We start from the raw sequence: 15425 nt of genomic DNA on the forward strand, positions 1-15425 counted from the left end.
CGCACGTGAAGTCGGGCAGGTGATCGGCGGCCAAGCCGCCATGCAGTGGGAGGGTGGACCCGCACGCTCGCGTGCGGATCCCACACGATCGTGCGGCCCGCTTGCGGTGCCGCGACAACCAGTCTTCAGTCGTCTTGCGTCCTGGGAGGGATTCGGATGTACACCTTTTCAAGCCATGCACCGGCAGGTACGGGCGTGCGCGCTCGCCTTACCTTGCGTTTGCCTCATTCCGCCATGGCCGTCAGCATTGCGCTGCTTCTCGCAGCGCCGGTTTATGCCCAGCAGGCGCAGACGTCACAGAACGCTCCGCTCACCAATGCCGGCGGCAACGCCGTGGATCTGGATGCGGTGGAAGTGCGCGGTGTGCGCGCCAGCCTGATCAAGTCGCAGGTAATCAAGCGCGACGCCAGCCAGATCGTGGATTCGGTGAGTGCCGAAGACATCGGCGCCTTGCCCGATCGCAGCGTTACCGAAACCCTGCAGCGCGTCAGCGGCGTGACCATTGATCACTTCGCCGCGCGCAGCGACCCCGATCACTTCTCGGCCGAAGGCAGCGGGGTGATGATCCGCGGCCTGACCCAGGTGCGCGGCGAACTCAATGGGCGCGACATCTTCAGCGCCGCCAGCGGCCGCGGACTGAGCTTCGAGGACGTGCCGGCCGAGCTGATGGCCGGTGTGGACGTCTACAAGAATCCCTCGGCCGAAATCATCGAGGGCGGCCTGGGCGGCACGGTCAACCTGCGCACGCGCATGCCGTTCGACAATCCGGGCCGGATCGTCGGTGGCAATGTCGATTACAACTACGGCGACATGAGCAAGCAGTACAAGCCGTCGGCCTCGTTCCTGTTCAGCGATCGCTGGGACACCGGCATCGGCGAGATGGGCTTCATGATCGACATCGCGCATTCGGAGCTGGCAACGCGCTCGGACGGCATCCAGGTCGAACCGTACGTGCGGCGTACCGACGAGGCAGTGCTGGCCGGCAGCGGGCGCAGCGAGGTGTATGTACCGGGCGGGGTGAACTGGCGTCAGCTGGATTTCGAGCGCAAGCGCGACGGCATTGCGGCCGCCTTCCAGTGGAAGCCCAGCGATGCCACCGAGATCTATGCCCAGTTCCTGCGTTCGCGTTACGAGATGAACTGGCAGGAGCGCGCGGCGTTCTTCAACGACAGCAACAACAGCATCACCCCGGCGCCGGGCACCACCTTCGACTACGACGATCGTGGCGGGTTTCTGCGGGGCTCGCCGGTGTCCAGCTCATGGCGCGGTGTGCTTACCGGCGATGGCGTGCGTTTCAATACCGACAACCGCTATTCCGAACAGCGCACCACCACCACCGACCTGTCGGTGGGCTTCAGCCACTTCTTCAACGACAACCTGCAGATCAAGGGCGATATGCAGTTGGTGCAATCGGAGAACGAGCAGCTGGATTTCACCGTGTTCAGCGCGACCTATCTGCCTGGGCTGTCTTATGACGTGTCGGGCAAGTATCCCAGTGTGCAGATCGCCAACCCGGCCTTTACCCAGGATCCGTCCAATTACTTCTGGGCGGCGGCGATGGACCACCTGGGCAAGAATCGCGGGCGGCAGCTGTCCACCCGCGTGGATCTGGAATACACCTTCGATGACAGCAGCTGGCTGCGCTTTGCGCGCTTCGGCATGCGTGCCACCGACCGCAATCAGATCAACAAGAACTCCGGCTACAACTGGGGCGTGATCTCCGACAACTGGGCCGCGATTCCGGGCACCAGCAATGGCCTGGCGAACATGTCGGAGTTCATGACCGATCAGTCGTCGTTGTTCACCTTCTCCAACTTCTTCCGCGGTGGGGTGAACGTGCCGACCACGTTGGTGGTGCCCAACAGCAGCCTGGTCAACAACTACGGCTCGGCCTCGCAGATGATCCAGCAGATCGTGGCGCTGCGCGGCTATGGCTGGGCACCGGACACCTATCAGCCGCAGGATACCAACCGCCAGTTCGAACGCACCCAGGCGGCGTATGCAGCGCTGTACTTCGGCAACGACGAGGCCTGGGGCATTCCGGTGGACGGCAACGTCGGCATCCGTGTGGTGCAGACCAAGACCCATGCCGAAGGCTTCGGCCAGTTTCAGAATCTGGCCGGCCTCAATGTCTCGCCCGAACTGCAGGCGCGCTACACCGGGCAGTATTTCGAGAACAATTCCGAAGGCAGCTACACCAATGTATTGCCCAGCTTGAACCTGCGTCTGCGCTTCACCGACACCTTGCAGTGGCGCTTTGCCGCCTCCAAGGCGATGGCGCGCCCGGATTACACCCAGCTGCAGCCGTATGTGTTGCTCAACGTGGAGACCAACGACGCCGGCCAGGCCACCGACTTCGTCGGCACCGCCGGCAACCCGAACCTCAAGCCGATGGTGGCCAACCAGTTCGACACCGCGCTGGAGTGGTACTTCGACACCAGCGACATGCTGTACGCCACGCTGTTCTACAAGAAGGTCAAGGATTACTTCTCCACCCAGACCCGCAACGAGATCTACGACAACCGCGCATGGCTGGTGACGCGCCCGTACAACATGGACGAGGGCACCATCCGCGGCGCGGAACTGGGCTATACCCAGTTCTTCGATCAGTTGCCGGGTTGGCTGAGCGGGTTCGGCGTCAATGCCAACTTCACCTTCGTCGATAGCCAGGGCGGCGCCAACACCGCGACCGACCCGTACACCAACACCACCGTCACCGGCGTCGAGTTGCCGCTGGAAGGCTTGTCGCGGCGCAGCTACAACCTGGCCGGCATCTACGAGAAGGGTCCGCTGTCGCTGCGACTGGCCTACAACTGGCGCTCGCGCTATCTGCTGACCACCAGCGACGCGGCCACGCGCCTGCCGACCTGGGCCGACGACTATGGCCAGCTCGACGGCTCGTTCTTCTATCGCTTCAACGACCATCTGCAGTTGGGCGTGCAGGCCAACAACCTGACCAACACCGTGACCAAGGTGTTGATGGGGCCGACCTCGTACGAAGGGGGCGAAGTGGACCCGCGCTTGTACACGCGTTCTTCGTTCGTCAACGACCGGCGCTATTCGCTGGTGCTGCGCATGAGCTGGTAAGCGTGCTCGATCACGGTTCCGGCATGCGTTGGTTCGCAGAGTTGAGCCCGTTTCGGTGAATTCGGCAGCCTGGCCCGCAACGCCAGACCTGCCGGGTTTCTCTATGTTGCTATAGGTTTCAGGAATAGCTCGCCAGGAATATTTCATTGGTGTGGCATGACAGCCGCGCCCTATGCTCCGGCCGCAGCCGCTAGGTAAGCCTTATCGGGATTACCACGCATCCAACCAGCCGCAGCCTTTGCCGTGTGCGGATGCGGGCCAGCAACAACGACGGGCAGGGCGTTCGCGCACCGACCCGCTAAAAATTAGCAGTACATGCGTCCTGGGAGGGAGCACCATGTCAGTGCAACATCGCCACATTCCGGCAGGCCGGACTGTGGGTCAGCGTTCGATCCGTGATTTCCGCCGCTCCGTGATGGCCATCAGTGTGGCCACGCTGCTGAGCGCGCAGGCCTATGCGCAAGACGCGACCACCACTGCTGCTCCAGCGCAGGACCCGACCACCCAGCAGCTCGACACCGTGCAGGTCACCGGCACCCGCAGCAGCGTCACCAAGGCGCAGCTGGTCAAGCAGAACGCCGAGCAGATCGTCGATTCGATCGTTGCCGAAGACATCGGCAAGCTGCCCGACAACAACGTCGCCGAGGCGCTGCAGCGCATCTCCGGCATCCAGATCACCCGCAATTACGGCGAAGGTAGCTCGATCGCCATTCGCGGCCTGACCCAGGTGCGTACCGAACTCAATGGCCGCGACATTTTCACTGCCAACGACGGCCGTGGCCTGAGCTTCGAAGACGTCTCTGCCGAACTGCTGGGCGGTGTCAACGTCTACAAGAATCCTTCGGCCGACATGATCGAAGGTGGCCTGGGCGGCACCGTGGATCTGCGCACGCGCCTGCCGTTCGACTATGAAGGCCGCAAGATCGCCGGCAGCGTCCAGTACAACCATTACGACCTGGCCGACGACGGCAAGCCGGCGTTCTCGGGCCTGTTCAGCGATCGCTGGCAGACCGGTATCGGCGAAATCGGCCTGCTGGTGAATTATTCGCAGCAGAAGAGCCCGTTCCGTCAGGACACCATCTCGATCGAGCCGTGGTACACGCAGACCGATCTGCCGGGCTACGAAGGCCAGGAAGTGTCGGTGCCGCACGGCGCCGGCATCAACACCACCGTCGGTGAGCGCGAGCGCAAGACCGGCGCGTTTGCGATGCAGTGGCGTCCGAACGATTCGGTCGAGGTCTATACGCAGGTGCTGCGTTCGGAATACGATTTCCGCTGGCAGGATTATTCGTTCTTCGCACTGACGCAGCAAAATCCCATACAAGGGTTGCCCGGTATCCAGGTCAACGACCGCAACGAGTTCGTCAACGGCTCGTTCCAGAACGTACCGACCGAATCCAACACCAGCCTGACCGAGCGTCATTCGGTGACCACCGATTACTCGTTGGGCGCCAAGTGGACGGTCAACGAGAAGCTGACCCTGAGCACCGACTTCCAGTATGTCGATGCCACCACCACCGGCACGCGCTACATCGTGGCGACCGGGCAGGACACCAGCCCGCAGTTCAACGTCGATTTCCGTGGCGATCTGCCGCGCCTGTCGGTGACCGATGCTAGCGGCGCTGAAGGCTACCTTGCCGACGTCAACAACTATGACGGCTGGCGCTACCACCTGGACAACAAGGACGACAACAAGGGCACTGAGTTCGCCTGGCGCGCCGACATGGACCTGGCGTTCGACAGCGACTTCGTGCGCAGCTTCAAGGCCGGTGTGCGCTACACCGATCGCGATGCCGAGACCAAGGGCAATATCTATCGCTTTATGTGTTTGAACACCGCATGCGGTGCTGCGACCGACTCGCCATTCGCGGCGTTTCCCAACATTGGTATCGTGACCAATCCAATTACCGATTTTTCCGTGGTGAAAGCAGCACCTTTGGACGTACGTTGACCGCAGCCAATTCGGCAGTGTCCAACTACGAGCAGACTCTTGCCACCTTCGGCGCCAGTCCGCTTGTATTCGCACCCAACAATATTAACGCTCAGACCGAGAAGACCTACGCGGCCTACGGTGTATTGCGCTTCGGTGTGGACAGCGACTCAATTCCGTTTGATGGCAACATCGGCGTGCGTGTCGTGCGCACCGAGGTCGGTTCAACTGGTGTACGCACCGGCACCGATAGCGAGGGCGGCGGCCTGATTCCAGTAGATGCGCAGCAGACCTATACGGACGTGCTACCGAGCCTGAACTTGCGTTGGATGCTGAGCGACCAGTTGCAATGGCGTTTTGCCGCCTCGCGCGGTATCTCACGCCCGACTTTTGATCGCCTTAATCCAAATTTGAGCCTGGGCACCAACTCTGGCGCAGGCGGCTCCACCTTGGTGGGCAATGCAGGTAATCCGGAATTGGAGCCGGTGAAGGCTGATCAATTCGACACTGCGCTGGAGTGGTACTTCGGCCAGGGCTCGATGATGTACGGCACGCTTTTCTACAAAAAAGTAGAGGGCTTTATTGCAAATGCCGTCTTCAATGAGATCTACGATGGCCAGCCTGCGCAGATCACCCGTCCGGTCAACGGCGATGCCGGCAAGATCCGCGGTGCGGAACTGGGCTATACGCAGTTCTTCGACTTCCTGCCGGGCTGGTTGAGCGGCTTCGGCCTGCAGACCAACTACACCTATGTCGACAGCGAGGCGCCGAGCCCCACTGCGACCGACACCAACGGCCAGGCACTCACCGTGCCGCTGGAAGGGTTGTCCAAGAACAGCTACAACGCGATCCTCAGCTACGAAACGACGCGCTTCCAGGGCCGTGTGGCCTACAACTGGCGCAGCGACTGGCTGGTGACCACCGCAGGCAACGGCACTGAAAATCTGCCGGTCTACAACAAGGGCTTCGGCCAGCTGGATGCCTCGCTGCGTTTCAACATCAATGATGTGTGGTCGATCTCGCTCGATGGCGTGAATCTGCTCGATACCCGGCGCGAAAGCTATCTGGGTTCCGAGTCGCGCTACCGCGACTTCGTGATCAACGATCGTCGGTATGGCCTGACCTTGCGGGCCAGCCTGTAGAACGTGCCGTAGGAAGTGCGTCTCCGGTCCGGCGAGCTGTGCAGGCAGCTCGTTGGACCGGTGTTTTTCCAGTCGGTGGCCATCATCGACCGCAAAGGGAGCCGGAGGAATGATCGTCATGATCGATCCGCCTACTGAGCGCCGTCGTCTTCGTACGCAAGCGTGGCAGGCCGGTCTTTGGGCGTTGCTGCTGTTGGCGTCTGTCTTTCGGCTACATGCCGCCGATTCCGGTGCGCAGGGGCCTTACCAATGGCGCAGCGTCGCCATTGGCGGTGGCGGTTTTGTCACCGGTGTGCTGTTTCATCCCGCAGAGCGCGATCTTGCGTATGCGCGCACCGATGTCGGTGGCGCCTACCGTTGGGATGCGCGTGCGCAGCAGTGGATCGCACTGACCGACTGGTTGGGAGCCGAGGACTGGAATCTGATGGGGATCGACGCATTCGCGGTCGATCCTGCCGACCCGAAGGCGCTGTATCTGGCCGCGGGCACCTATATGCACGAGCGCGCCGGCAATGCGGCGGTGCTGCGCTCGTTCGATCGCGGGCGCAGCTTCGAGCGTGCCGAGTTGCCGTTCAAACTGGGCGGCAACCAGCTGGGTCGTTCCAATGGCGAACGGCTGGCAGTGGACCCGCACGATGGCCGCGTGCTGTTGCTCGGTTCGCGCGATGCGGGTCTGTGGCGCAGCACCGATCGCGGCGCGCACTGGGCGCGTGTGGAGGGGTTTCCTGCCGAGGCACTGGCGGGTTCCACTGCGCGTAATCATGTTGGACGCGAGCAGGCGGTGGGCATCGCCTTTGTCATGTTCGATGCCGCCAGCGGCAGCGCTGGTGTGCCCACGCCGCGGATCTATGTGGGTGTGTCTACTGCGCAGACCAGCCTGTATGTCTCCGAAGATGCGGGTCGCAGCTGGTCGGCAGTGGCTGGGCAACCCAAGGGCTTGCGTCCCAGTCATATGGCCGGTGGCAGCGATGGGCAGTGGTATCTGAGCTACGGCGATCAACCCGGCCCGGATCTGATGGCCGGTGGCGCGCTATGGAAATACACCCCGGCGCAGGCGGGGTCGCAGGCGCGCTGGAGCGAGATCAGCCCGATCGCGCAGCCGGCCACTGGCGATGGCTTCGGTTGGGGCGCGGTGGCGGTGGATCCGCAACAGCCGCAGGTGCTCTTGGCCAGCACGTTCCGCCGCTCACCGCGCGATGAATTGTTCCGCAGCGTCGATGGCGGTCGCAGCTGGACGCCATTGTTGGCCGCCTCGCAGTTCGATCACAGCGCCGCGCCGTGGACCGCGCAGGCGTCGCCGCACTGGATGGGCGCCTTGGCGATCGATCCGTTCGACAGCAATCACGCGCTGTTCGTTACCGGCTACGGCATCTGGGCCTCGCGCAATCTGCAGGATTTCGCCAAGCATCAGCGTCCGTTGCAGTGGTGGTTTCAGGACCGTGGGCTGGAAGAAACTGTGCCGCTGGATCTGCTCAGCCCGATGCAGGGCGCGCACTTGCTCAGCGCGCTGGGCGATATCGATGGCTTTCGGCATGACGATCTGGACCGTGCGCAATTGCAGTACGCCGGCCCGCGCCTGACCAATGGCGAAAGTATCGATGCCGCCGGGCAGGCCGCGCAGTGGGTGGTGCGCAGCGGCACCGTGCGCAATCGCCGCAACAATGAAATCCGCGCGCTCTACTCGCGCGATGGTGGCGCGCAGTGGACAGCGTTTGCCAGCGAGCCGCCAGCGGGGCAGGGCGCCGGCAACATCGCCATTTCTGCCGACGCATCCCACGTTGTATGGGCACCGGAGAAAGGTGGCGTGTGGCGCACAGCCGATTTCGGCAAGCAGTGGCAACGTGTGCAAGGGCTACCCGACACTGCGGTGGCGGTGGCCGATCGCGTCGATGCGCGGCGCTGGTATGCGGTGGATACCGCGAGCGGGCGTTTGTTCGAAAGCCGCGATGGCGCAGCGAACTTTCGCGACACCGCTGCGCAGGTCGGCAGCCCGGCGCGCGATGAGCGTGCGCGTCCGCAACTGCGCCCCGATCCGTGGCGTGCGGGCGTGGTGTATCTGGCCAGCCCCACGCTTGGCGTGATGCGCTGGCAGGACGGTCGTTTGCAAACCTTGTCCACGCCCGACCAGGCGCGTTCGTTGGGCATCGGCAAGGCACTGCGCGAGGGCGCACCGCCGGCGCTGTATCTGGCCGGCCGCGTGCATGGTGTGGACGGCGTGTTCCGCTCAGACGATGAAGGCGCGCACTGGCTGCGCATCAACGACGATGCCCACCGTTTCGGCAAGCCGTATAGCGTCACCGGCGACCCGCGCATTCCCGGGCGGGTGTATTTCGCCACCGGTGGGCGCGGCATCTTCTACGGAGATCCACGATGAGCGCTGCGTGCCTGCGCGCGTCATCGCGCTGTCTTATCGTGAATGGCGGCGCGTGCCGTCGCATTGTTGCGCGCCGCGTGGCCGCGCCGACCCTGGAGATCACTGCATGACCGCTTCTCTCATTGCCCGCGGCCGCCTGCTGGGCCTGCTGCTGATCAGCCCCGCCGCGTTGGCACAACCTACCTTGCCGTTGTTGTTTGCCGATGGCGCAGTGTTGCAGCGCGACCAGCCGATGCCGGTGTGGGGTTGGGCATCGCCGAACGCCACCATCACGGTCGGCTTCGACGGCAAACGCGCCACTGCCAAGGCCGATGCGAAAGGGCAGTGGAAGGTCAGTCTGCCCGCGCACACCGCCGGTGGCCCTTATGTGTTGAGCGTGCAGGGCGACGGCGGGGAGTTGCAGGTACGTGACGTGTTGGTCGGCGACGTGTGGCTGGCCAGCGGCCAATCGAATATGGAGTGGCCATTGGCGCAGGCCAGCGATGGCGCGCAAGCGGTAGCTGCTGCCAACGACCCGCAACTGCGCCACTTCAAGGTGCCCAAGTCGTGGTCGGTGCAGCCGGAAGCGCACCTGACCGGCGGCGACTGGAAGGCCGCCACGCCGGAGAATGCCGGCGAGTTCAGCGCGGTCGGATATTTCTTCGCCAAGGAGCTGCGTGCCAGCACCGGCGTGCCGATCGGCATCGTCAACAGCACCTGGGGCGGCAGTGCGATCGAGGCGTGGATGGATGCGGCCTCGCTGGGCTTGAACGCCGAGCAGAATCAGGGCGCGATCGCGGCGATCAAGCAACGCGATGCCGCCGCGCAGGCCGCCACCGGCAAGCGCATCGCGCGCTGGCCCAAGGTGGACGGCGACACGCCGCAGTGGCGCGAACCGACGTACGACGACAGCGACTGGGACAGCATCCCGACCACCCAGCAATGGGAACTCAGCGGCTATGACGGCATGGATGGCATCGCTTGGTACCGCACCACGGTTACTTTGAGCGCTGCCGAGGCCAAGGCCGGTATTGCGCTGGGCGTGGGTCAGATCGATGACTCCGATATCACCTATGTCAACGGCGCCAAGGTTGGTGAGACCACCAAGCAGTGGAACCTGCCGCGCGTCTACACCGTGCCGCCTTCTGCACTGCATGCAGGCGTCAACCACATCGCCGTGCGGGTGGAAGATCTCAGCGGTGGCGGCGGCATGCATGGCCCGGACGAGCAGCGCTTTGTGCAGACCACCGCCGGCGCCATGCGCGCCTTGAGCGGCTGGAAGTTCCGCCCCGCCGCCGTGCGCGTGTCGCTGGCCGACAACAAGAATCAGCTGCCCACGCTGCTGTACAACCAGATGATCCATCCGCTGCAGCCGTTCCCGCTCAAGGGCGTGATCTGGTACCAGGGCGAAACCAATGCCAGCGACACCGGCGCGGTGAAATATCGCGAGCAGTTCGCGGCGATGATCCAGCGATGGCGCGCCGAACGCGGTGCGAAACAGCTGCCGTTTCTGTGGGTGCAGCTGGCCAACTTCAAGGCCGGTGGCGACAAGGGCGAGTTGAGCCCGTGGGCGCTGTTGCGCGAGTCGCAATCCAAGACGCTGGCGCTGCCATCAACCGGGCAGGCGGTGATCATCGATATCGGCAACCCCACCGATATCCATCCCACCAACAAGCGCGATGTCGGCCATCGTCTGGCGCTTGCGGCGCGGCATGTGGCTTATGGCGAAACGCTGGTGTACAGCGCGCCGGTGTTCAAGCGCGCAAGCTTCGCCGATGGCCAGGCAGTGCTGAGTTTCGATCTGCAAGGCAGTGCGTTGCAGGTGCGTGGCGGTGGCCAAGTGCAAGGCTTCCGGGTTGCCGGCGCCGACAAGCAGTTCCATCCGGCCACTGCGCAACTCGATGGCGATCGCGTGATCGTCCGCAGCGACGAGGTGTCTGCGCCGGTCGCCGTGCGCTACGGCTGGAGCGAAAATCCGGACGACGCCAACCTGGTCAATCGCGAACACCTTCCCGTTTCCCCCTTCCGCACCGATACCTGGTGACACGGAGTCTTATGTCCATGCATTCCCCCGTTGCACGTGTGATCGCTCCTTCCACTGCACGCCGTTGCCTGCGTCCGCTGCTGCTGTCCGCGCTGGCGCTGGCCTTGGCTGCGTGCCAATCCGGTGAGCAAAGTGACGCCGCCAAACCTGCTGCAGTTGCACCCGCTGCGAGCCCCGCAGCGACCACCCCTGCCACTGCGGCGGCGCCGGCTGCGCAGACACCGATGCCGCAGTTCGTTAGCAAGGACGGCAAGCATGCGTTGATGGTCGATGGCGCGCCGTTCCTGATCCTGGGCGCGCAGGTCAACAATTCCAGCAACTATCCCGGGGTGATGGACAAGGTGTGGCCGGCGATGCAGGTGCTGGGCCCCAACACCGTGCAGGTGCCGATCGCCTGGGAGCAGGTCGAGCCGGAAGAAGGCAAGTTCGATTTCTCCTTCGTCGATACGTTGCTGACGCAAGCGCGCGAGCACAAGGTGCGGCTGGTGCTGCTGTGGTTTGCGACCTGGAAGAACAACGGCCCGGCGTACGCGCCGCACTGGGTCAAGACCGACAACCAGCGCTTCCCGCGCGTGGTGACGCGCGAAGGCAAGGCGATCGGGTCGCTGTCGCCGCATGCGCAGGCCACGCTGGATGCCGACCGCAAGGCCTTTGTTGCCTTCATGCAACATCTCAAGCAAGTCGATCCGCAGCACACCGTGATCATGATCCAGCCGGAAAACGAGCCGGGCACCTACGGCAGCGTGCGCGACTTTTCGCCGATGGCGCAGAAGCTGTTCGACGGTCCGGTGTCGGACGAACTGCTCAAGCGCTTGAACAAGCAGCCGGGCAGCTGGGCGCAGGTGTTCGGTGCCGATGCCGACGAAGTCTTCCATGCCTGGTCGATCGGTCGCTACATCGACCAGGTGGCCGAGGCCGGCAAGGCCGAGTACCCGCTGCCGATGTACGTCAACGCCGCACTGCGTGGCCCGTTCAATCCCGGCCAGCCCGGTCAATACGCCAGCGGCGGCCCCACCGACAACGTGCTGGATGTGTGGAAGGCCGCCGGTCCGCATATCGACTTGCTGGCGCCGGACATCTACATGCCCGAGTACCGCATGTACACCACGGTGTTGGAGCGCTACGCGCGTCCGGATAACGCCTTGTTCGTTGCCGAAACCGGCAACCGCCCCGAATACGCGCGTTATCTGTTCCCCACGCTGGGCCACGACGGCATCGGCTGGTCGGCGTTCGGCATGGACTACACGCGTTATTCCAACTATCCGTTGGGCGCCAAGCACGTCAACGAAGAAACCTTGGCGCCATTCGCGCTGGGTTTCGATCTGGTCAAGCGCGGTATGCGTCCGTTCGCCAAGGCCGCCTCCGAAGGCAAGTTGCACGGCACCGCCGAAGAACCCGGCCAGGCGGTGCAGGAGCTCAAGCTCAACGACCGTTGGAGCGCCACCATCACCTATGGCGTGCCGCAGTTCTGGTTCAAGGGCGAGCCGCCGGGCAACCCCGAGCCGATCGGCGCGGCCTTGATCGCCGAGCTCGGCCCGGACGAATTCCTGGTCACCGGTTACCACGTGCGCGTGACCCTGCATCCGGCCAGCGAAGCCACCGCCAACATGCTCTACGACCGCGTCGAGGAAGGCGTGTACGAAGGCAGCGACTGGAAGTTCCAGCGCAACTGGAACGGCGACCAGACCGATTACGGCGTCAATTTTTCCAGCGCGCCGCAGCTGCTGAAGATCAAGCTGGCCACCTACAACTAAGCGCGGCGACCAGCGTTGCTGCGCAATCGGCGCTCTGCGCAGCACGCTGTCAGCCACGTCGAATCCATCGAACCCATGCGTTGCCGCCCCCGCGGCACCGCTTCGTAATTCCAAGGGAGTGAACATGCAAACCACCAATCGTTCCGCCGGCCATGCGCCTGCCACCCGACGTACACCGCTCGCGCACTGCCTGGCGCTGTCGCTGGCCTTGCTGGCCAATGCCGCGCACGCGCAGGAAGTGCGCAAGGCCGCCGATGGCGTCACCGTGGTGCCGAGCGCCAAGGGCGCCGCACCGGTGCGTCTGCAGGTGGTCGATGCCGGCATCATCCGCGTCAGTGCCGATCCGGATGGCGACTTCGCACGCAGCCCCAGCCTGATGCGCGTGCCGGTGCAGGGCGACAGCAAGTTCCAGCTGGCCGAGCAGGGCGATAGCGTGCAGTTGAAGACCGGCAAGGTCACCGCGACGGTGTCCACCGTCGATGGCCATGTCAGCTTCGCCGATGCCAACGGCAAGCCGGTGTTGTCGGAAGTGGCCGGCGGGCGCAGCTTTGCCCCGCTGAAAGTGGAAGGCAAGCAGTACCTGAGCGTGCGCCAGCGCTTCCAGTCGCCCGACGACGAGGCGCTGTACGGCTTCGGCCAGCATCAGCAGGGCTGGATGAATCAGAAGGGCCGCAACGTCGAGCTGCAGCAGAACAACATCGACATGGCGGTGCCGTACCTGGTCTCCAGCCGCAACTACGGCCTGCTGTGGGACAACAACTCGATCAGCCGCCTGGGTGACCCGCGCGGCCTGCAGCCGCTGCCCAAGACGCTCAAGTTGTACGACGCCAAGGGCAAGGCCGGCGCATTGACCGCGCGCTATGCGATCAACGGCAAGCAGATCGTCGAACGTCGCGAGAGCGAGGTGAACTACCAGTACCTCAGCGACCTGACCAAGTTCCCCAAGAAGGCAATCACCAAGGACAAGGACAGCCGCATGCAGGTCACCTGGGAGGGCGAGATCGAAGCGCTCACCGGTGGCGAGCACACCTTCTCGCTGTATTCGAGCGAATACGCCAAGTTGTACGTGGACGGCAAGCTGATCATCGATCGCTGGCGCCAGAACTGGAACCCGTGGAATCACGAGTTCAAGCTGGAGCTGGAGCCGGGCAAGCGCCACACCGTCAAGGTCGAATGGGACCTGATCGACCCCAGCTACATCGCGCTGCTGCATCGCGACCCGCTGCCGGCGACCGAAGCCAAGGATTTGTCGCTGTGGTCCGAAGCCGGGCAGATGATCGACTACTACTTCGTCTCTGCCGATTCCTACGACCAGGCCGTTGCCGGTTATCGCGAACTCACCGGCAAGTCGGTGATGCTGCCCAAGTGGGCCTATGGCTTCTGGCAAAGCCGGGAGCGTTACAAGAGCCAGGATGAGTTGGTGGGCGTGCTGGCCGAATACCGCAAGCGCAAGCTGTCGCTGGACAACATCGTGCTGGATTGGTCGTACTGGCCGGAAAACGCCTGGGGTTCGCACGATTTCGACCCCCAGCACTTCCCGGATCCGGACGGCATGGTCAAGTCCGTGCACGACATGCACGCACAGATCATGATTTCGATCTGGCCCAAGTTCTATCCCACCACCGCCAATTACAAGGAACTGGACGCTGCCGGTTTCATGTACAAGCGCAATGTCGAAGTGGGTGAGCTGGACTGGATCGCCAAGGGCTACAAGAACTCGTTCTACGACCCGTACTCGGAGAAGGCACAAGCCATCTACTGGCGCCAGGTCAACGAAAAGCTCAACAGCAAGGGCTTCGATGCATGGTGGATGGACGCCGACGAGCCGGACGTGCATTCCAACCTGGACATCGGCGAGCGCAAGGCACGCACCACGCCGACCGCGCTGGGCCCGTCCACCGAGTTCTTCAACTCGTATCCGCTGCCGCACACACATGGCGTGTACGTGGGCGACCGTGCGGCCGACGACAAGCGGGTGTTCATCCTGTCGCGCAAGGGTTATGCCGGCACCCAGCGCAACGCGGTGGCAGTGTGGAGCGGCGACATCGTCTCGCGCTGGAATGACATGCACGACCAGATTTCCGCGGGCGTCAACATGGCGCTGTCGGGCCTGCCCAACTGGACCTTCGACATCGGCGGTTTTGCGGTGGAGAAGCGCTACGAAAACCAGGACCCGGCGCATCTGCCGGAATGGCGCGAGCTCAATACCCGCTGGTTCCAGTTCGGCGCGTTCGTGCCGATCTTCCGCTCGCACGGCCAGTTCCCGTACCGCGAAATCTGGAACATCGCCCCGGAAGGCACGCCGTTCTACGACAGCATGGCCTACTACAACCGGCTGCGTTACGCGTTGCTGCCGTACATCTACAGCCTGGCCGGCGACACCTATCAGCGCGACGGCGTGATCATGCGCGGCATGATGATGGACTTCCCGAACGACCCCAAGGTTCGCGACATCAACGACCAGTACCTGTTCGGGCCTGCCTTCCTGGTCGCTCCGGTGACCCGCTTCGGCGCCACCTCCCGTCAGGTGTATTTGCCGGCGGGCACTAGCTGGCTGGATTTCGCCACCGGCAAGCGCTACGAAGGTGGCCAGAGCATCGAAGCGGCCGCGCCGATCGAGCGCATGCCGTTGTTCGTGCGTGCCGGTTCCATCGTGCCCACCGGCCCGGTGCAGGAATACGTGGACCAGACGCCAGACGCACCGCTCACCGTGGTGGTCTACACCGGCGCCGACGGCCAGTTCTCGCTGTATGAGGACGACGGCAAGGGCTACGGCTACGAAAAGGGCGAGTTCAGCCGCATTCCGCTGAGCTGGAACCAGGCCAAGGGCGAGCTGAGCATCGGCAAGCGCGAAGGCAGCTGGACCGGCATGCAGGCCAAGCGCACCGTCAACGTACGCTTCGTCGACGGCCCGCGCGAGGATGCCGGTGCGCTCGCGCCCAAGACCGACGCCAGCATCCAGTACGACGGCAGGCCGGTCAGCGTGTTGCAGCGCAAGATTGCGTCCGGCAAAGCGCGTCGTCGATGATCGCAGGTTGTTGTCAGTCAGTGAGTGCGCAGATGCCGGATCGCCGCAAGGCTCGGGCGTGCAGGTCCGGTCATGCAGCACGGTGGT

Annotated in this window: 5 protein-coding genes and 1 pseudogene; all 6 read left to right on the top strand. The window is 63.7% G+C overall.

Annotation, left to right across the window (positions count from 1 at the left end; translation table 11 throughout):
- The first annotated feature begins 156 nt into the window (after nucleotides 1-156).
- Complete coding sequence (locus NDY25_RS20490; protein ID WP_168957845.1) at nucleotides 157-3087, top strand: TonB-dependent receptor; 2931 nt, start codon at nucleotides 157-159, stop codon at nucleotides 3085-3087.
- Nucleotides 3088-3424: 337 nt separating this feature from the next.
- Nucleotides 3425-6159: pseudogene (locus NDY25_RS20495) on the top strand (TonB-dependent receptor).
- A 109-nt stretch (nucleotides 6160-6268) separates the two neighbouring features.
- Complete coding sequence (locus NDY25_RS20500) at nucleotides 6269-8533, top strand: WD40/YVTN/BNR-like repeat-containing protein (protein ID WP_168957843.1); 2265 nt, start codon at nucleotides 6269-6271, stop codon at nucleotides 8531-8533.
- 106 nt (nucleotides 8534-8639) lie between these two features.
- The gene (locus NDY25_RS20505) at nucleotides 8640-10556 is read left to right on the top strand and encodes a sialate O-acetylesterase (protein ID WP_168957842.1); all 1917 of its coding nucleotides are present in this window, start codon (nucleotides 8640-8642) and stop codon (nucleotides 10554-10556) included.
- A gap of 83 nt (nucleotides 10557-10639) precedes the next feature.
- Entirely contained in the window at nucleotides 10640-12310 is a 1671-nt protein-coding gene (gene galD / locus NDY25_RS20510) for a GH35 family beta-galactosidase GalD (RefSeq protein WP_276082633.1), read from the top strand.
- A gap of 124 nt (nucleotides 12311-12434) precedes the next feature.
- Nucleotides 12435-15338, top strand: a complete 2904-nt coding sequence (locus NDY25_RS20515; RefSeq protein WP_168957840.1) for a TIM-barrel domain-containing protein — start codon at nucleotides 12435-12437, stop codon at nucleotides 15336-15338.
- The last annotated feature ends 87 nt before the right edge of the window (nucleotides 15339-15425 follow it).

This window comes from Xanthomonas hortorum pv. pelargonii, assembly GCF_024499015.1.
Classification (GTDB): domain Bacteria; phylum Pseudomonadota; class Gammaproteobacteria; order Xanthomonadales; family Xanthomonadaceae; genus Xanthomonas; species Xanthomonas hortorum_B.

Coding starts and splice junctions, on each gene's coding strand:
- NDY25_RS20490 (WP_168957845.1), top strand. CDS start 157: ATGTACACCTTTTCAAGCCATGCACCGGCAGGTACGGGCGTGCGCGCT.
- NDY25_RS20500 (WP_168957843.1), top strand. CDS start 6,269: ATGATCGTCATGATCGATCCGCCTACTGAGCGCCGTCGTCTTCGTACG.
- NDY25_RS20505 (WP_168957842.1), top strand. CDS start 8,640: ATGACCGCTTCTCTCATTGCCCGCGGCCGCCTGCTGGGCCTGCTGCTG.
- NDY25_RS20515 (WP_168957840.1), top strand. CDS start 12,435: ATGCAAACCACCAATCGTTCCGCCGGCCATGCGCCTGCCACCCGACGT.